Below are 20,992 nucleotides of genomic sequence, written 5' to 3' on the forward strand. Positions count from 1 at the left end.
TATTATCTAATATAAAACTAATAAAAGGCAAAAATTTAATTTGATATTATTTCACAATTATCTTCTTTGTTATATTTTGATTACTTGTATTAATACGCATAACATATAAACCGGAAGTTTGTGAACCAATATTATATATAATAAAATTATCACCTATTGATACATTATTGCGAATATTATCAATCAATTTACCTGAAATACTGTAAATACTGATATTTGCAATCTGTTCTTCATTCGAATTGATATAGATTTTAATATCTTCGTTTTTGGAAATTATACTAGGAGATATAGATATTTCTTTTATTGAGATAGATTCATTTGCTACAGATAAATTGCGAGTCTTTGAAACTGCATAAGTTGTCTGAGCAATGAATATATCTTTACTTCCATATACATTCCTAACAGATACATATATTGAATTTTGTCCACTCACGTCTAATACTGTTTTTTTTCCACTTTTCAAATCATAAAAAAATTCCATTTTGTCTTTTTGATCATCTGTGATGTCCGGAGCCTGAATTTTACTTGGATCATCTGGCAAAACAACATTTCCAGTAAATGCGCCATCATTACTATTAAACATATACTTCAAATCATACAAACAGCTAGGATTTGTTCTCATACGGTCCCCTTGAAAATCGCAAAAAGAAACCAGAGGAACTGTATATTGCCACTTGGCTTGAGTTACGTTCTTAAATAAATTAGCTATTGGAGTTGCAAATCTATCTAATTCTGTTCCCAAAACACGTGTCACTTGATTATTTCCTACATAAGGGGGTAGACCATTAGGCAAATTATCTCTCCAATTACTGGAATAATGTAAAGCCCAATAAGACCAGAACCAATCTAAGTTATTATAACTATTTATGAATCTGTCCACAAAAGCAGGAGCACTCCTATTCCATTCATATTGAGATGCATAGTCATTGTAATCTGCCCATCTATTAACATATGGAGAATTCGCTCTGGGACCATCTTTATACATATGTTGACTATATACATCCTGAACCTCAAATATGCGATAATTTGAAGCTGAAGTAAGATTTAGCCATTGAGCTTCTTTCGATGTTAGATCTCTGGCTACAATTTTACCTAATGTTTTTGGAGTAGATGGATAATTCACAATTTTAATTTTATGTTGATATGCTGTCAAACCTCCATCTATTCTGTAAACAACCCTCAAAGTATATGTACCTGGAGTATTCCAAGTATAAGTAAAATCTTTACCTTGCCTACCTGCTGTTTGTTCAGAACCATTAATATAATATTTCATATAAGGAGAAACAACCCCTGGTGCAGTTCCATCTAAAACATTATCAGGAATTCTTTTTGCTAATGTCCGACTCGAAAGGAACCATTCTATACCAGGATCATAAGTCAGATGCGGATCTCCATCCCAAGCAGTAAAAGTAGTTGTTGTACCAACAGGAAACGTATACGTCCTAACATCTGGCTTCATGTATTTATTCTTATTACCAAACTTTCTAAGTATATTATATTCATCTGTCCGTGTATCTCTAAAATCATTTAACCAAATTTTAGCTCCAAGTCCTTTCCCTTCCAAATTTTTCTCGCCAAGGAATAGCATAAAAAGTGGCTTCAATTCTTTTCCTGCAATTATAACTTTATTTGATGATGAAGTACGCTGATAATATGCAGTTATGCAACAATAAGTTGGAGTTATATTATCAAATGTAGCAGTCCATTTCCCTGTTGATGTAATATCAGATTTTTCACTAGAAGATAAGTCTTTTATATTTTTGACTTGTGATACTAAATTACCTAAAGCATCACTTCCCTGATAGGCTAAAGAAATTTTATCAAGTTCCGTGACACTTAAATTTTGCAATCCAGATAGAGTGTATGGAACATTTTTTTCGAAATATGCGGGCCATCTATTACCCTCCAACATGCCATAAAAGCCTTTATCTTGATTTAAAGGAGAAGTTACATTCATTTTTATAGTTACAACCTGTCCTCCAGCCTTTACAAAAATAATTCCTGGTGCTTTATTGTTCCCTGTTCCATTACCATCCGGATGATCATCATCTGTACCTAAATCTTGTATTTCATAACCATCATAGTTTTTTGAATAAGATTCATTATTGTTTAATTTCCATTCTCTATTCTTTTTATAAGCTGAAATTACCATATTTAAAGGGAATCCTTGTGTCGGATATCCTGTTGACTCATCATATATCTGGTCGTAGCCTTCCGGCATACCTCTTGATGGGATGGAATCTAACTTGGCAATACCACCGCCCGTTAATGGAGGGTGATGTATAGCATCATGATACTGACTGTTCAAATAAAACAACTCATCATCATCAAAACCCATTACATACTTTGCACTTCCTTGATAATCCCTAAAGTCACTATTTTCTGCCCCTTCTTGCCAATATTCCAGAAATTGGATATTCAATCCCTCACGCTGATTATTTCTCTGTTTGGCTCCTCCTTTTAGTGTTTTATATTTTATCCAAACATGAGACGGAGAATACTTCACTTTATTTGCATCCATTCTTCTTTGGGCCGTCCAACTCCAACTCCAAACATTCCCATTTTTACTCCAATCTGGAACTTTTAGCTGAAAATTCGGAGTACCTTTATAATTTCGTAATTGCATATTATGTACGCGTGAATCATAACCAATCCAAGGATTAAATTCATTTGGTTGTATTGAAGGTGTACAATAATACATCAAATCACCTGCAAAACGTGCAATCCACACTCCCGAAACACCTTCTATCACAGGCGAATCTGTACCTCTGTATGTAACCTCATAAGATACATCATCACCCATTTTCAAATTTATTGGATTAGGATTAACATTTCCAGCTTTATAAGTTTGTTGTAAGACTCCATTTACTTTAACCTGGACACTTAACGATCTACTCGAATCAAAATAATCTGCCAAATTGAACTTTTGAACTAAACCAGGACATTTTAGTCCGTTATTCATTATTGTTGCATTTTGTACAGATACTTCCATAATGACAGGTTGAGTCAGTTTTAAATTATTCCCTTTCAATTTATTGTTTAAAGGTGTTTCTAAGGTTGGTTGCACATGTCCATTATTAATGCATGCCATTGTTGCATGAAACAAATTAATGTCTTCCGGAACACGACTTTTATTTACAATCCATGCATTGGAACCTTCAACAAGACTCTTTATTAAATTAGAATTTATTGTACCAGTACCAAATGGTGCTGTAACTTGTTCCGGATTTCCTACAAAACTCGTAGTACTTGTAGTCTGTGACTTTACACGATATAACAAAGATCCTTTCTTTGTAGAAGATGTACTACTGTATGAATAAAGGCTTAGAACAACACTGCCGTTTTGATCCATTTGAGCTTTAATGCCACCTGTAAGATCTGCACTTGCTGAATATAAATGAATTACATCCAGTTGTAACATATTATCAACACTTTCATTAGTTCCAACTACATGACTTGTAAATGTTTTTGATCCACTAATTTTAACAGAACCATCGGAGTTATAAGTAACACTTCCTGATCCGGTAATAGTGCCTGATTGAGAAAAACAATTTGTAGGAACTAACATAAATAAGAAACCAATTAAAATGCAATATATTAAATGGCTTCTCGGACTAAACACAATCAATCCATTTTTCATATTATTAAAAATTATTACAAGATGATACATTTTGATGATAATCTACTTATTTCTTCTCCTTTCTTCTATAGATTATTAAATGTGAATAGTGAATTATTTATTTATCCAATCCATAATCTTTTTCGTTATTGATAACTCATATAGATACCACCATTCACTACTATTTGATAGTGCTGCTAAATGATTATGGTGATTTTGATCAGATATATACCCATCTGGATTTTGCATAAAACGTGTACATGAATAAATAGATTCAAATTTTTCGCGAAGTTGTATAAAATCAAAACAAACATCCTTTATTCTAACCTTAGCATCTTCCTGTCCTTTCCCCTTTTTTCGAGAAAGATCATATGCCTCTAAAGCTAATAATAACCGAACTGGATAATGAAATAGTTCATTAGTCTGATCATAGATTTCCAATGTGTACCGATTTCTAAGCGCATGAGATTTTGCATCTACAATTCCTTTGCAGATTATCTCATATCTCTTTTGTTCGATTCGTGCCGTATCTAGTCTGCCTTTATATAATAGACTCCATTCTCCTGGTTTTAGAGTATCAGGAAGCTGTATCAGTTCAAAAGATTCAGTTACTCCCCACGCCGGATTCCGTGATCCTGATGTAACTAAAGCTCCATCGAAAAAAAAGGCAGCCTGTTCCATTTCAGAAATAAAAGTGACTAGCCTTCTTTCAAGTCCCCATTCCCGTCGGGCGTGAGCGGTAATAAATTGCTCGACTGTTCTAGATTCGGGATTCCAGCCAAATTCACCCTGCGCAATAAATCCACGCATTACAGTTTCCCAATGTGGAGAGCCATCATCCCAAGCTGTTGAAATAATACCATCAAGTTCATTTTTTGAAACTAACTCACAAAAGTCCTTAATATACTGAGCACGTGAATCATTTCTAGGCATAAAAGGTGTTTCACCTGTAGCCGCAGCCGTTGCACCCATAACATTTAATCCGTTGCGATGATACCACTTCAATAGCATTCGATGAGAAAGTTTAGTAGGATCATCATAATGCCAACGCATATAGATACAATTTTTGGGAAACATCTAAATTGCTTCATCCAGCTTATCTGTTTTCCAGTTCTTAATTATTTGCTCATCTGTCAGAGGGCGATGCAAAAGCCACCATAAGTTTGCATATTTCAAAGGCATATCATCCCAGAAAATAGGAGTCTTACCATGCACTACAGCAAAATCACAAACTTTTTTCAGCCATTCCATCTGTAACTCAAAAGCAGTTTTTCCAGTAGCTTTGCATCGTTCATCTATACCTATAGCAGTAATCTCATCTCCTCCAATATGGAGATACTTACTGTAAGGCATAGCTTCTATTGCATCAAGATAAAGATCGAAAAGGAATTCATAAGTTCGTGGATCAGAAGGGCAAAATTCCCAATCACTATTTGGATCCTCTCGCAATTCCCAGTGGTGTTTAAGAATATACCCGGCATGCCCCAAGCCTTGAATAAGTGGATTAATAATAATATTTCTCTCTTTAGCATACCTACAAATGGCCTGCATTTCCTGCTTACTAATTGCATTAGGTGCCCCCACTTCAGGACGGCGGGTAAAACGCAGCTTATCTTCTAACTCCCAAATGATATTATTTATTTTATATCTGGCTAGTTTATCTATTAAACGATAGTAATATTCTGTACGATCCAAATGATGCTTTGTATCAAAATGTATGGCTCGAAAGTCTATTTTTGGATAGTCAATTATTTTAAGATAAGGTATAGGAATATTATTTTCCTGACTATCCTCTAAAAGTTGTTCTAATGTTTGACAACCATAAAATAGACCGACATTACTTCGAGATATTATTTGAATATTTTTAGAACTAATATTCAGTACATATCCTTCAGGCGAATCAGGTACATTTATATTGGAAAGAGATAGTAATATACCAATTCCATTTTTCTCAAAAGTTGGTAAATGGGATAACAATTGGGGCATCACTGGATAATCCGTATTCGGAGGCATTATAACATGTGTAACTTCCGAAGCAAAGACTCCTTTACCTTCTTCTATTTCTATATTTTGAGGCATAGGGAGTATTTGAAAATGTTTATCTAAATTTTTACACCATCCTGATATAGAACCTAGCATAAATAGAATACCTATAATAAAATATACTTTCATACTTCAAATATTTTATATTTATAAATTTCAATTCTCAACCGATATTTTTTTTAATAAAGCTTCGGCTTCATTGACAAGCTCTTCCGCATTTTCACCTGTAGAAGTTTTAAATTTAGAAATGATTTTATTTAAGTCATTATTTTTTAGAATAACAACTTTCTCATAATCTTGAATACCTTCTCTTAAAAGTTCAAAGCGAATAGAATTAATCGGTTTACAATTTAGAGCGTTGTTACCTGAGCGATATATCATATTGAAATCTCCTGCTGTATTGGAACCATCTTGTACATTCAGAGGGTCTTTTTGAGTCCAATAATCATATGCCCACCTCAAATATCCATCCAATCCTTTTGAGAGAACATACCAGGGCATCCATGTCATTTCCGCCGGACTATTTTCTAATGTTACATAATTATTAGGATGTTCCTGAGTACAACTAGTATAAAATGTAGACAACGGAGTATTGGCTAATCGTTCATATCCAAAAATTGTAGAATAATCATAGAGCATACTTTCGATGCGCACACTGTTCTGACTTCCACTTAAGCCTATTTTCCAATGAGGATCATGCTCTTTAATCAGAAAAATAACACTTATCATCTCTTTCTCTTTTATCTCATCCATGTACAGAACAGCCTTATCAAACCAACCTTTCTCTAACAGATGATTTTTGAAAGAAGTAAGAAAAGTGATCCATATTGAATTATACTGTTCGCTACCAATAGCAGGATCCATTGTTTTATTGTTACCATGGGCGTCTTCATAGCCGATGGAAGTATTCCAACCGATTAACGAAAAGCAATTGATTTGTTTATTTATTCCCCACTGCTCCATCTTTTCAACAAACTTATCAAAGTTTGTATAGTCAAACAGCCAATTACCATTCTTGTCCAACTTCCATTGAACCATTGTCTGTCCTTTTCCAAATGCTCCATCCTTAATATAAGTGCTCACAGCCTTTTGCCCGGCATCAGCCAACAAACGATAAAACGGCTCAATTAAACTAAAATATTTTTCGGAGAAAAGGTCTACCTTTTGCTCTTCATTCGTACATAAAGTTGCTAACTGGAATGGGAATTGCCATATATCTAAATGAAATTTCCATTTTGAAGGTTCAGGTAAAACATGATTTACAACTAAAAAATCAATATCAAAAGTTTGCATATCCTTTCCGTCACTCTTAACCTTTATGCTACCCAAGTAATGTCCAGGTCTGACATTGGCTGGAATATTGGCTGTCAACCAGATTTTCTGAGGTTCTTTTGGACTAACCGATGTAAATGCCTTTTCAGAAAGAGCATCAGCAATATATACTGCATCATGCAGAGGATATCCTTCACATGATAAAGCCCTCATATCCCCTGTCACATACGCAGGAAAACGAAGTTGGATATTCGATGCAGGTATATTTGAATTTTCACCAACCAGGTCTGTTAGTTCAAATTCCAAATCATCACTCCACCCTTCCGTTCCCCACAGAAGCAACTGTACATGTACACGATCATTCAACCAAACAGTATCTTTCCAGATGGTGGATATATATTTATCATCTGTCTGTCCAATAAATTGTTCGCCTTGAGAATAACGTTTCCATTTACTTTCAAATGAACCTCTTATCGAAATGTCACCATTCGAAGACGGAGGAACGATCCCTCCGTCTTGTTCAATAACTGAATTATTCGTAGCACACGAAATAAGACTGTATAATAGTATCAATATAAAGGCTAAATACCTATTCATTATTATCTCATTTTATTTTTTACTGATAGTATAATCATAGAAAGGCGAATTACCTAAATCCAATGTTATTTCATACATGCCCATTGCTTCTATTTTTATATCTGTTCCTTGTTCGGACAATTTTGATAATCCGGAAGATTCCCCATAATTAATAACAGGATCATTCGGAGATACAGGGATAGTAGTAAACCTTAAATTCCCTTCTGACAGTTTGGTCGTCAATTTCCAAAGTTTCTCATCGGGAAAATAAGTCATTGTTTCCTCCGAATTCGCTGAAGTACCGCTAATAGCCCACTGAGTTTCCAGAAATGTGACTTCTTTAGTTGAAGAGTCAAAATTGATTTTCCAAACTCCCGGTGATACAATTTTGGGATTATTGTTAGAAGTTGTCCAATCCCCCCAAGGTCCGTCACTAGGGTAAGAACCGGTTCCCGGAGCATCTTTTGATACAAGCTCCAATTTCCCATAAGATTGTCCTCCTCCAAGTCCAGCACTGACATCAAAATAAGTGGAAAAATCAGACTGTATCAATGCTAAATTATCCCAGTTGGTATCTGTCAGATCTACATACCCTTCAAACTGATTGTCATAAGTCACAGATGAAATAAAAGGGGCGATCTCTACATTCAAATAATATTTATTACCGTTTTTATCTTTGTCCCTGGTTTTAACCAAGTACATTTTAGGTGGAGGATTATAACTCATTTCTACAATATAAGGCTCTACAACACCACCATAGTGTATTTCAAATGTCAATTTATCATCTATAAAAGTAACAACATCCCCTTTACTGATATTGGCAGAAGCATTTTTATCGACTAAATCAATCTGTTTCACTATAGCTGTAGTTGCCGGTATTTTCACCGATAAACTTAATTGATTACCCAATATACTATCGGCTGCAAATTGAGGAACAGCAACATAATCGCTTCCGTTTACTTCTAAAACTAATCCTGAAACGGGTAATGTCAACGTTGGATCTGAAGGATAAGAATCATCGCTACATGAAACCAATCCTAAAATAATATTAATAATAACCAAAGGGTTAAATATATATTTTTTCATATTATTGTTCTTTATAATTAATACTGATTAATACCCTGGATTTTGTTGTAATCCTATCATTATCGATAATTGATCATTAGGCTTAGGCAACAAGTAGTTATGATCGTCTATTTTAGCATCCGGATAGTAAACACTCATAGTTTCCTTGAGTATATGACGACGACAAAGATCAAACCATCTGTTGCATTCGAAAGCTAATTCCCAATTACGTTCATCCAAAACTGCTTTATCGAATTGAGACATCGATAAATTGGATAAATTAGCCATACCTGCACGCTCTCGAACTTCATTGATTGCATTATAAGCTGCTTTTGAAGGAGCACCTTCTGCTTGATTGGCTGCCTCTGCATATATTAATAAAATATCTGAATATCGTAGCATACAAAAAAAGCCATCACCATTACTAGATATTGCAGCATCATAATATCCGCCGATTTTTGCTCCACCATCACGCAATTTACCAACATATGGTTGAGCATAGTCTGTATTCTCCCATGAAGTACCATCAATCATTGTCAAATAAAAAGTACCTTTCAACCGGCTGGAATCTCCTTCCGGATAATTTTCCAGAAAACGTTTATCGCTCGTCCAGTCCCCCCAACCATTTTCTCCATGATCCCAAGGACGAACAGCTCGATTTACATAACTTCCTGTTCCATTATCTGAACTCGCATAGATTGCGAAAATAAATTCTGAATTTGTTATCCTGTTAACCCACAACCATAAATCAAAAAAATTATTTTCCAATCGATACATCTTTTTATCAATGACTTCTTTTGCCTTATCGCGCGCCAACGCATAATTTGAAGTTTCATTTAGAGGGAAACCGGCCATCGCCAAATAAACTTTTGCCAATAACGCTTTTGCGGCCCAACGACTTGGACGTTTGGGAGTATCGTGCGTATCCGGCAAAGTCGTTTCGGCCACTTTTAAATCATCTACAATCTGATCATAAATTTGAGCGATAGTTGACTGCGGTTCCTGAGCGGCATTTGTTTGGTTCTCTTCTGTAAGTAAAGGTACTTCACCAAACCAGCGCACAAGTTGGAAATAATTGAATGCTCTCAAAAAACGAGCTTCTCCGTCAATTGATAAAAGTTTTTCTTTTGGAACATCTGTATTTTGACTAATCACTTGTATCATTGTATTACATTGACTGATACTAGAATAATAATTATTCCAAAGTTCATCTGTTATTTCCTCGGGATTACCGACTGAATTAATATTAATTTGTTCAAACCCCTTCCATCTTACCACTGGAGTAGAAACATCTTCTGCCCCCGAACCTGCGACATATGGGACATCTGAGCCATATAAACGAACTAACGGAGTATATGCTCCCGAAATAAAGCTTTCAAAGTCTGTCAAATTGTGAAAAAATTTGTCTGTAGTAGGTTGCCCTGTAAGATTTTCTGACAGATCTGCACAACTTACACAAAAAAACAAAATTGACATCCCAATAAGATTCTTTGCTATATTTATAAGTTTCATAATCTATATATTTGATAATTATTAAAATGAAATATCAATACCCACAAGAAAACTTTTAGATGCCGGATAAATCCCCCGGTCTACTCCTGCCGCTACAGCATCCGTTCCAATACTAGCCTCCGGATCAAAACCTTTGTATCCTGTAATAGTTAGTAAATTATTACCGCTTACATATAACCTGGCTGATGAAACTCCAACTTTTGATAATAATGTTCGGGGCAACCTATATCCTATAGTGACATTTTTGAGACGCAGATAAGACCCATTCTCTATCCATCTGGATGAATTGATTAACTCTGTACCAGAAAAAGCAGGGACATCAGTTTCATTTTCCGGAGTCCAGTGATCTTTCATTACAGGACTCGTCGGAAAAGCTTTGGATGAATATAATTCACGTCGCATCCGATTCTGATTCTGAATATCATTTCCGGTAACTCCCTGAAGAAAAATATTAACATCAAAATCATAAATAGTGAAAGTATTATTAAAACCAAAGCTAAATTTAGGTTGTGCATTACCAATAATACCAATATCATCTTTATTGATCTTTCCATCATTATTCAAATCAACATACTTCGCATCTCCCGGTTTAGCCCCATATATAGCTGCTGTCGAAATCTCTGATTGCTTCCATACCCCGGCATACGTATATCCAAGGAAAGTCCCCATAGGTTCGCCTACCATTTGTACAAATGATCCGACAAGACCTGGAGAATCCGCATCACTCGAATATATCAGCATATCAGATAAACCATCCAAAGCCAAAATCTTGTTATTATTAAGATTTAATGTGTAATTAATGTCCCATTTAAAATGCTTTGTTGAAATTGGAATACCTCCAATAGAAAAATCATATCCTTTATTAGCAACTGAACCGACATTCGAAAGAACAGAACTTACTCCCAATGCAGTAGGAACTTTTTGCCACATCAAAAGATCTGTTGTTTTTTTATTGTAATATTCAGCTGAAAAATTTAATCTTCCACCCCAAAAACGAGTATCAACTCCTATATTAAATTCCTGAGTACGTTCCCATTTTAAATTCTCATTACTCAACTGCGCTATTGATAATGTTGGATTCAAATCCGCATCTAATCCCGGAGTAAATGTAAGTTGTGAAGCAAATGCTGGTACAGCTGCATTTCCAACGGATCCGTAACTACCTCGAATTTTAAATTCCGGTATAATATTTTTCAAATCTTCCATGAAATTTTCTTCCATAAGATTCCAACCAACAGAAAATGCAGAAAAATCATCATATTTGTGACCATCCGCCAATTGACTGGCTCCATCAATACGTATCGATGCTGAAAACATATACCTGTTTTTATAACTGTAATTTGCACGCCCCATGAATGACTGTATGACTGTTGTGGAATATCCTAACCATGGTTGTTGCAAAGTTGAACCAAAATGTATGCCATTATATCCTAATCCTACAGGAATCCCTCTGGAAGAAACCCAAGTATTTTGATAGTTATCTTTCAAAACTTCATAAACGCCTGTAATTTGTAGATTATGATCTCCCAATGCCTTATCAAATGTCAAAATACTAGTACTTTGTAATCCAGTGTATCGAGATTGAGTTTTCTCTCCACTTACATCCCCTATAGGTCCATTATTTACCACCTGATTATTAAAATTCCCCTTTATACTACTATTGGTTTTATAAGAAAAAAGAGAGGATAATTTCAAACAATCCAAAAACTTATACTCTGCAGTTAAAGAAGTACTAAATGAAGAAACTGAATTTTCATCCACAATTTCTTTTGCTAATCCCACAGGATTATAAGAAACAGGACCAACTCCACCTCCCGGTTGAACATATTCACCATCATCATCATAAACATTTTTTGTTGGCGACCATCGAAGTGCAGAAGTTATAGCTCCGCTATAATCACCATTATGAGTTTCTTCATATGATGTAAATGTATTAAGAGCGATATTTAAGCGCGATGTTACTTGAGCTTTAAAATTACTGCGTAAAGAATATTGTTTAAATCCTGTATTTAAAATAATACCTTCTTTATTTGTATATCCCCCCGCAATATTATATGAAATGCCTTCTTTTCCTCCACTGACACTTAAATTATGCGTTTGAGAAAGGGCATTCCTAAATATCTCATCCTGCCAATTCGTTCCCTCTCCAAAAGCGATGGCTTCATCAGATGTAAACAAAGGTTTTAATCCGTTCTCAACTTGAGATTCATTAAATAATGTAACATATTCTGTCGCGTTTAAAGAAGGGAGAGTTTTCCGTACCTGATCAAAAGAAACAAAACTATTATATGAAATCTGTGCTTTCCCTGATTTACCACTTTTGGTTGTTACCAAAACAACACCGTTAGCACCTTTTGAACCGTATACTGATAAAGCTGCCGCGTCCTTTAGAATTTCCATCGACTCTATTTGATTCGGATTTAAGCTTCCCAAATTAGCACCTTGTACTCCGTCAATAATAATTAGAGGATCATTACCATAAGTCAAAGAGTTCGAACCACGAATACGGATAGAAATATCTCCGGAAGGTGAACCACTCTTATTTTGAACAACAACACCGGCTGCACGTCCTTGGAGAGCTTGAGCAGCACTTGGGTTTGGTGCTGATAACAAGTCATCGGCTTTAATAGAAGATACAGAGCCTGTAATATCACTTCTCTTCTGTACTCCATATCCAACAACAACAATCTCATCTAATACTTCTGTATCTTCAGCAAGTATAATATTTGATAATTGTTTCGATGTAGCTGGCAATTCTAGTGTCTTATACCCGATATAAGATATTGATAATGTTGCAAATTCCGGTACTTCTTCTAAGGAAAAGTTACCATTAATATCTGTTATATTTCCCCTGAATGTTTCTTTAACATAAACACTTGCTCCTATAACAGGATCACCTCTTTCATCCACAACTCGTCCTGATAATTTTATATTCTTATCTATTTTATCCTTACGGACAATAACTATAGTTTTTTTCTTTTCCAATTTATAAGTCAAATCGAATTTTGACAAAAGTTGTTGCATTGTTTTATTAATTGTCGCATTATTAACATTCAATGAAACACTTGAATCTAATTCTGATAAACTTTCATTGTAAAAAAAGCGATAGTCACTAATACGTTCAATTTGTTTTAAAGAAGTACGTAGTGTCTCATTTTCTATATTTACTGTTATTTGCGAGTAAATATAAAACGTAGTAGCCTGTAAAAGAATGAGTAAACAGACTATCTTCCGGATACTTTTTTTCAACCAAGTCTTCTCTAATAGCCTCAAATAAGGAATAACAATTTTTGTTCTCTTTTTCATCTTTCAAAACGTTTGTAGTTATTATATTCAGTATACAGATATAGGATAAACAATGTCTAAGCCCCCTATCTTATTTAACACCACTTAACGTTTCGTATAAAGGGAAATATTTATTTCTTTTTCAATCTAATGATAGAATCCGTCATTTGATATGTAAATGAAGACGCTGATGTAATCATATTCATTGCATCCTTAATCTCACATTTAGGTATTGTTCCAGAGAAAACAACATCTTTCACATCCATAGCATTATACTGTACATCAACATTATATACGCGAGATATTGTTTTGATTATATTTTCCAAAGATTCTTTTTCAAAATACAAATCACCTTTTGTCCAAGTGATATAATCAGTAGGAAAAACATCTTCTTTTATTATTTTCTTTGTGTTCTTATTATATTTGATTTTTTCGCCTGGAGACATTATGTAAGATAACTCAGCAGACTGTATTTTTACTTTTCCTTTCAATAAAACAATAGTTATATCTTTTGTATCAGTATAGGAAGATATGTTGAATGATGTACCAATCACTTTAATATCCAAATTGTTTGTATGAACTATAAATTCTTTTTTTGTATCACGAGTTACATCAAAATAAGCTTCACCTTCTAAATCTACACTTCTGTTTTTTTTCCCATAGTCATTCGAATATTTTAACCGTGAAGAAGAATTAAGAATAACATTTGTACCATCAGGTAAAATAATAGTTGATTTTTCTCCTCTCTCTGTTTTTACAATTAACGGTACTTGTTCTTTATTGACAAAATCATTAATCAATAAATAAGAAAAACAGATTCCTATCGGAATACAAATAATTGCTACCCATTTAATCAAATTCAAAACAATTTTATTTTTATTAAAAGTATTTTGTTCTAATTGTTTCTTATCTGTAACTTCATACCTAAAAGTCTTATGTCTAATTTTAGTAAACATTTTCTCTGATGTTTTAAAATCCAATAAACCTTCCGTTTCTATGAATTTCCTTTCCCACCAATGATTTAGTTCTCGATCCTGTTCAATCCATTCAGAAAGATCTCTATACTCATCACTCGAAATACTCCCAGACAAGTATTTTTCAATTAGTTGTTTATAATATTCTTTACTCATTTCTTTTTCTATCATAATTATATATATTTTCTGACTATAATTCGTTTAAACAAATCATTACCACTGTATTTTATCAATATTCATAAACACATCATTAGTATAAATAAATAATAATATTTCATAAGCATCTTCCTCATAAAGTTTGTAGCTAAAGATAATTGACTTCTTATCGTACTTTCAGAGATGCCAAGCAAATCAGAAATTTCTTTATTCGAATAATTTTTTTTCTTGCTCAATACAAATATTATTTTTCTATCTTTAGGAAGCTCCTCTATTAAAGATTCAATAAAATCATTCAAAAAAGAAACATCTGAACTTTCCTCTGTTTGATTCACTGAATTCATACTTTGCTTTACTATATATTCATTATATATATATTCTAAAGTCTGACGTTGATACATATTCATCAATATATTTTTACCAACAGTACAAATAAAAGAAATAAACGATTCATTAGGATCAATCTTCTCATGAATTTCCCAAACACGAATAAATGTCAATTGTACCACCTCCTCTGCCATATAGGTATTACCAGAAGAGAGCCTCATTATGAAATGATACAATTTCTCATTATATAAAAAATATAGTTCTTCAAATGCGCTATATGAACCCTCTGCTAAGGATTTCACAATCTTTCTATTCTGGTAACTGTTATCCATTATCGATTTTAAGGTGATATAATACAATTTGTGCAATATACAAAAAAATAAAATTCAACAGAAGAAATATCAAACATATATTCTTAAAATCAACAGATATAGAATAAATACTCTAAAACGGATCTTCTGATATCTTTAAAAATAAAATTGATAGCTTAAGGAGACTTTCTACAAAATACATAATAAAATGTATAACTATAATGATCATAATTAAAGACCTTCCATTTTTAATAGTACTAAATAAAAAATAATCTTTAAGTATTTATTGAATTACTAATATTTTCTTACTTTCTTCAATATTACCAAATATAATTTTAACTATATGGAATCCATTAGATAAATTACTTATATCACAGTCAACCACTCCATTATTAAAGAATTTTCTTTTTATAGAGGTCTTTAATCTACCAGTCATATCATAAATTAAAATAGAAGCAACTCCATCTAAAGCTGATTTGTTTTGGATATGTAACCTTTCATTTTTGCTTACCGGATTAGGATAGACGAAAATCGACTGATTTTCTTCCGACATGATATTTGCAGTTTCTGTTATAGAGGATATTCTTAAAGAGGATGAATGCCAAAAGTCACTATTTCCTGTTGGTAGTCCATCAGAGATTTCGATCTGTTCTATAGTTCCTTTAAAACTATTCTCACAAGAACGAGTACCTCCTATATAAAGAGTATTCATACCCGCAATAAAAGATGTAAAAGGCACATATCCTGCAGTCCTTGCCACTGTACTATCGCCAGACGTTATTTCTCCAGGATTATGATTCCAATTCCAGATATAAGGTTCATCGACAATTTTCTCAAAATTCAACTCTTCAACCTTAACCCTCATTACAGCAGCATCTTCCTTGTTGCTTTTCAAATATTTTCTAAACCTCTGTGGAGTTCCTTCTATAGTTAATTGGATTGATTTACCAACGAATGTCTTTCCTGAAGGAGGTGCTATCTCCAATTTATTATATGGCAGGCTATCTTTCATTATGAGAAATTGAAAACTACCGTTTTTCAAAAAAGAAACAGTGATATAATTATAATCATCTCCTGCCATTTTCATTATTATTTGATCCACATTAGAAGCAGAAGGATTAACACGTAAAGCAAATGCTCCCTTTCTTAAATCGACTGGAGTGCTCAGATTTGGAATATTTTCACTATTTGAAAAATCATATGATTGACAAATTCCAGCAACAGGAATATCAGGTTTATATTCCCACAAATTTTGCTTATTTATATTTGAAGAGTTGGTTAAGTCTATTGCCATGTCTTTCGTTTGGGTTGCATTTTTGAATTCAATACCATAAAAAGTTGCATCCTTTATTACAGTTTCTATAATTACGGGAATAGCAGGCATAGTATTAAAATCTATTATTTCAGTAGGATGCATTTTTGAATAATTTCTGATATATTCTAAAACGCGTTCTTTATCAGTCATATCTTTATCACCTTCGTATACAGGTACACATTCATATTCAGAAGAAGGTTTTTGTGTTCCTTGTTCCGAAGAACCTAATACACTAATCAGTTTTTTTCCTTTTCCCGCAATCGCCCCAGCATCGTATGCATAAAAGGAGATTTGAACGTAACTATTCAAATCTGTTATTTTTTTTCCACGCGGATCCTGAGTTATATCAGCCAGTACATAAGGATAGTGCACTTTACCTAATTGAAAGACCTTAGATGGTATCATTGTTATCATATCCGTAGTGTTAACTATGGGGTTACTTTTCGGATTAACTGATAAAAAGTATTTTACTTGTTTTGATTTTAATCCTGCTAACTTTCCAAAGTCACCTGTAGCTAACGAAATACCAGTTTGTCTCGTAATAATATGTCTTATATTTGATGAAGCATAGAAATATAATAACTTTTTAGGATCATTAAAAAATTTTGTTCCCATTATTGGTTTACCCATATTTATGCATCCAAAATCATCACTTTGAGGATTAGTTCCATTGTCCAAAAATGGTTCACCTGGTTTTACATATTTCCAGTGTTTTCCATCCACAGAAAATGCGAGTTCGGTTCTTTGTATCATTTCAACAGTCGGATTATAATCAGTACCATACATAGTAACAATCCCCCATTGAATATCATTCTCGAACCCTGGAAGTTGAAATGATTGTAAACTATAAGGTTCCCATAATAAATTTGACATATCAAGAGCCACTTCATATTCCAAATTGGAAGTTTTAATCTGGCCACCTATTTCTGCAATTAATTCTCTTCTAAATCTCTTTCTTGGATCCCATGGTTTGAAGGGGGGAATTTCACCCTGTTTCAATTCGGATCTTTTAGTATTAAGTCGGGCATTTACATAATATTTACCATCTTTTTTATACAGATTTAGATGTGTACCTCCATTTATGTATCTAAAACGCAGCAAGCTCTCTTTTATCAAACGATCCTGCTTCATTTTAGCAAAGCCCTGCAACACACCTTGATTATTAAATGATTTATCCATTTGATAAGCAGCTAACAAATCACCTTTTGATTGACGTTGTGGCAAATAAACCCAATTCATTATAGATTTTCCATTAATATTTTCCTCTAAAAGCCCCACACTTTCAATATCAACAGCAACAATATTTGTAGCTATTGAACCTGGGACTTTCGAAGATACTATTTTTTCATCCGGAGTTGTTCCTGCATCTTTATACCAATATAAACCAGCATCAGGTCTGGACCACAAATTCAAATTACTTGATTTATTCACATATACCATAGCACCTACTTTTGATCCCCCTTCTCTTCGATAACCAATAAAACTCGATATGTATATAGAAGTATTACCTTCATTATCAACCACAACATTAGGCATTCCATTTTCCAAATGCTCCTCCCAAGGATGAATAATCGGACTTGGAGATATAATATGACTTCCACCCATATATTTCGTCGGTTGATTAATATACACATCTGAAGATGTGTACACTACAAGCGCAGGATTAATTGACGAATATCTAACATTATTCATTTCTTGGGATATAACAATAAAACAATGCATTAAAAATACATAGATGAATATAGTTCTTTTCATATCTCGACAATTAAATCATTAACAATTGTTCATTCTTGACAAAACATTTGAAATAGGAATTTGTAAAAGAAAAGTATTAATAGCATTCTCTAGGTTTATCAATTCCCATTGCATCTAATCCGGGTCCCCCCCCAGAAGTAAACCCACGACTCTCTCCTGATTTCCAAGGTGATATCCAAAATGAATATAAATCCCCATTTGTCAAATAAAACTTCAGGTGAATATTTTTTCCTAAGAGAGCTGAAAGCGTATCCTTCCCTTTCCAGGAAATAAGCATCCGTGTAGAATTTTTCTTTTTTATCACAATACAATCCTTTCGAGTATATCCAACAATTGGATTCCTCTGTTCATCCAATACTTCAATAGCTAGACTTCCTTTCTTAACATCTGCATTCACAAATAGATATTTGCCATCAAATGTTAGTTTTTCAGTAACCAGAAAACCTTCTTTTTCCCCTGTTCTCATTGAAGCGAATCCATCACGCCTCAAAGTAGCCAACCCGGTGGAAGTATAACTATCCCACATTATATTATTCAAACGGCGACCACTCGAATAAAAATAGAGTGAGTCTCCTACAATAATTGGAACTCCACAGATTGATTGCATGTTTCCCCAATTCCAAGCTCCTTCTGTTTCATTTACATTCATAAATGGCTCGTGAGTCGGACGTGAGAAATGAAAACCGTCACGACTATAACCCAGCGAGATCACATTTCTTTTTTGAATTCCATCTTTTTCGCATGTCGTATTATCTGGTCCAGCCCATGCGCTATAATACCCAAGCATTATGCTCTCATAAGCTATTGCATCGAAGTTATAAATTCCAGGCTCCACTGTTGGATACTTTTCATGCCTAACCTCCTTATCATCCGGTATAAACCAAAAGCGCATATTTTTATCAAAAGCATCAGAACGGATTCTATGAGTCAAACTGACTACCATCTCCGGATCAGAATGTTCAATATAAGCTCTTGAACGATTTGATATATTGGTCCAATATCTCATACTAATCACCCATTTTTTTATAAATGGATTATAAAATACCGTTGTCCTATCCGAGACATCTCCTGATTGTGCTACACCTTTTGACCAATGAATACCATCCGGTGAATATTTTAAGACAATCTGCCATCTTTTATCAGTATTTCTTAATTCAACATTAAAGAACTTCCATCTTTTAGAAGGATCTTTTTCTTCTCTGTCAAGCCACACAGTAGCCGCATCTCGATTACATGTATCAACTATATTAGTCCCAGGCACGACATCCTGAGTGACTTTCTTCCAATACTTTCCATCCAATGATTCTGCATAACAGGTATAAAATGTCTGTTTTTCATCCTTATGTATACTCCCCGCTCCAGCCAAATACCACATTTTAAACTTACAGTCTTTATCATCGAACCAAATACCATCGCTGAAAGGAGCGGCATATGGTGCTCCTTCAATTGTATTCTCCCATTCTTCACTAGGTTCTAATACCGGATTATTTTCATAAAAATGAGGCGTATGAAATACAGTGTATAAATTTGTCTTTGAAATCAAAAAATTGTCGACAAAAAGTTGTCGTCCGGTATTTACAGAAATTACTTCGGGTTTCTTTTCTAAATAAGGAACTGGCATCTCCTCCCTCCTCGTAGGGATTTCGTATATGGGAGGCCATTGCAATGGTAATGTAATACCATTGTGCAAAGTTTGTCCTAAAAATTGGTCAAGTCCAATTTTATCCTGTGCAAATGCTATATTAATGGTTAATAGCCCCCCTAATACTAAAAAAAACTTCTTCATAATAAACATGATCACTGAATTATACCTCTATAAGTAAATCTTATGATGGGTATACATATAACACACATCACTTGTCCAAGCCACAACTACATATTAATATGTTTTAACGATTGATTAAAATAAAGAAGTCAATATATCATACGTTTCTGTTCCTTTATTAGTAGTATATTCTGCATAAGCAATCCAGGGGAGCTTTCTACATCTAGCAGTCCAAAAGCAGATGAGTACAATTATTTACCAATTGATAATAATTGAAGAGTTTAGCAAACAAAATAACAGACAAATAGTTTTTCTACTAACAAGTAAATCAAAGAAATCTGTATAAACAGAAAAGTGTGTATTCCTTTCCTTCCGGATAGCTACCATCACCTGCGCAGATCGCTGCCGTTATCCGGCAGGTAATCACTACCATCCGTACGGATCATTGCAACAAACTGTGCGGATAGTCAAAACAATCCGGGCAGTCAGTGGAAACGATCTGCGCAGATAGATAAAAAGGGAATCAGAAAAGAAAGGACATGGCCTGATCTGAGGTATACAAAGTGAATATTTTTTTTAAATAGCAGCTATTTTTCTTCTAAAAGTATCTACCAGACAGTCTAACTTTCACTTTACTAAATGTTATACAAAACAATATAAAAACGAACCGGACTACACCTATCCGTACAGATAAATGCAGTCCGAAAATCATTTTTCCATATTATTAGAAAACTACCATCCAAAAAGATAATCCTTAACTTCCGTACAGTTCCATATTTTACAGGCAAACCGGAACCGGATACTTACAAAGCAAAGATACAGAAGGGAAAATAACAAAATGACATTTTGACTGTAAAGTGATAATACTCCATCTACTTAGACTTTGCAAATTTAGGTAGTGTAAAATAAACTGTGTCACGCATTATTTATCTCTAGAAAACTCATCGGTCGGGGAACGGCCCGCGCCAAGGGGCGGGACCACCCGTCCCGACGAGCGTAAAATTACAATAATTTAAA

The 20,992-nt window shown here is 34.0% G+C and carries 9 protein-coding genes and 1 pseudogene; all 10 read right to left on the reverse strand.

Translation table 11 applies throughout. The features are described from left to right. Positions 1-46: 46 nt before the first annotated feature. Positions 47-3,670 carry a T9SS type A sorting domain-containing protein gene (locus NBH14_RS26565; protein WP_222622155.1) on the reverse strand — a complete coding sequence of 1,208 codons (3,624 nt, stop codon included), beginning with the start codon at positions 3,668-3,670 and terminating at the stop codon, positions 47-49. 63 nt (positions 3,671-3,733) lie between these two features. Continuing rightward, a pseudogene (locus NBH14_RS26570) lies at positions 3,734-5,791 on the reverse strand (family 20 glycosylhydrolase). A gap of 27 nt (positions 5,792-5,818) precedes the next feature. Then, on the reverse strand, positions 5,819-7,531 hold the full coding sequence (locus NBH14_RS26575) for a DUF4091 domain-containing protein (protein WP_186961792.1): 1,713 nt from the start codon (positions 7,529-7,531) through the stop codon (positions 5,819-5,821). Positions 7,532-7,543: 12 nt separating this feature from the next. Then, entirely contained in the window at positions 7,544-8,596 is a 1,053-nt protein-coding gene (locus NBH14_RS26580; protein WP_186961793.1) for a hypothetical protein, read from the reverse strand. A gap of 27 nt (positions 8,597-8,623) precedes the next feature. After that, a complete protein-coding gene (locus NBH14_RS26585; RefSeq protein ID WP_186961794.1) occupies positions 8,624-10,087 on the reverse strand; it encodes a RagB/SusD family nutrient uptake outer membrane protein in 1,464 nt (487 codons plus the stop codon). Between the two features lie 21 nt (positions 10,088-10,108). Further along, positions 10,109-13,393: a TonB-dependent receptor gene (locus NBH14_RS26590; RefSeq protein ID WP_186961795.1), complete on the reverse strand. Its 3,285-nt coding sequence runs from the start codon at positions 13,391-13,393 to the stop codon at positions 10,109-10,111. A gap of 110 nt (positions 13,394-13,503) precedes the next feature. After that, the gene (locus NBH14_RS26595; protein ID WP_186961796.1) at positions 13,504-14,517 is read right to left on the reverse strand and encodes a FecR family protein; all 1,014 of its coding nucleotides are present in this window, start codon (positions 14,515-14,517) and stop codon (positions 13,504-13,506) included. 65 nt (positions 14,518-14,582) lie between these two features. Then, complete coding sequence (locus tag NBH14_RS26600; protein ID WP_186961797.1) at positions 14,583-15,161, reverse strand: sigma-70 family RNA polymerase sigma factor; 579 nt, start codon at positions 15,159-15,161, stop codon at positions 14,583-14,585. 262 nt (positions 15,162-15,423) lie between these two features. Beyond that, positions 15,424-18,210 carry a T9SS type A sorting domain-containing protein gene (locus tag NBH14_RS26605; protein WP_186961798.1) on the reverse strand — a complete coding sequence of 929 codons (2,787 nt, stop codon included), beginning with the start codon at positions 18,208-18,210 and terminating at the stop codon, positions 15,424-15,426. A 76-nt stretch (positions 18,211-18,286) separates the two neighbouring features. After that, positions 18,287-19,996 carry a hypothetical protein gene (locus NBH14_RS26610; protein WP_186961799.1) on the reverse strand — a complete coding sequence of 570 codons (1,710 nt, stop codon included), beginning with the start codon at positions 19,994-19,996 and terminating at the stop codon, positions 18,287-18,289. Positions 19,997-20,992: the final 996 nt, after the last annotated feature.

The sequence above is a fragment of the Parabacteroides caecihominis genome, from assembly GCF_023656785.1.
Taxonomy (GTDB): Bacteria; Bacteroidota; Bacteroidia; order Bacteroidales; family Tannerellaceae; genus Parabacteroides; species Parabacteroides segnis.

Coding starts and splice junctions, on each gene's coding strand:
- NBH14_RS26565 (WP_222622155.1), bottom strand. CDS start 3,670: ATGTATCATCTTGTAATAATTTTTAATAATATGAAAAATGGATTGATT.
- NBH14_RS26575 (WP_186961792.1), bottom strand. CDS start 7,531: ATGAATAGGTATTTAGCCTTTATATTGATACTATTATACAGTCTTATT.
- NBH14_RS26580 (WP_186961793.1), bottom strand. CDS start 8,596: ATGAAAAAATATATATTTAACCCTTTGGTTATTATTAATATTATTTTA.
- NBH14_RS26585 (WP_186961794.1), bottom strand. CDS start 10,087: ATGAAACTTATAAATATAGCAAAGAATCTTATTGGGATGTCAATTTTG.
- NBH14_RS26590 (WP_186961795.1), bottom strand. CDS start 13,393: ATGAAAAAGAGAACAAAAATTGTTATTCCTTATTTGAGGCTATTAGAG.
- NBH14_RS26595 (WP_186961796.1), bottom strand. CDS start 14,517: ATGATAGAAAAAGAAATGAGTAAAGAATATTATAAACAACTAATTGAA.
- NBH14_RS26600 (WP_186961797.1), bottom strand. CDS start 15,161: ATGGATAACAGTTACCAGAATAGAAAGATTGTGAAATCCTTAGCAGAG.
- NBH14_RS26605 (WP_186961798.1), bottom strand. CDS start 18,210: ATGAAAAGAACTATATTCATCTATGTATTTTTAATGCATTGTTTTATT.
- NBH14_RS26610 (WP_186961799.1), bottom strand. CDS start 19,996: ATGAAGAAGTTTTTTTTAGTATTAGGGGGGCTATTAACCATTAATATA.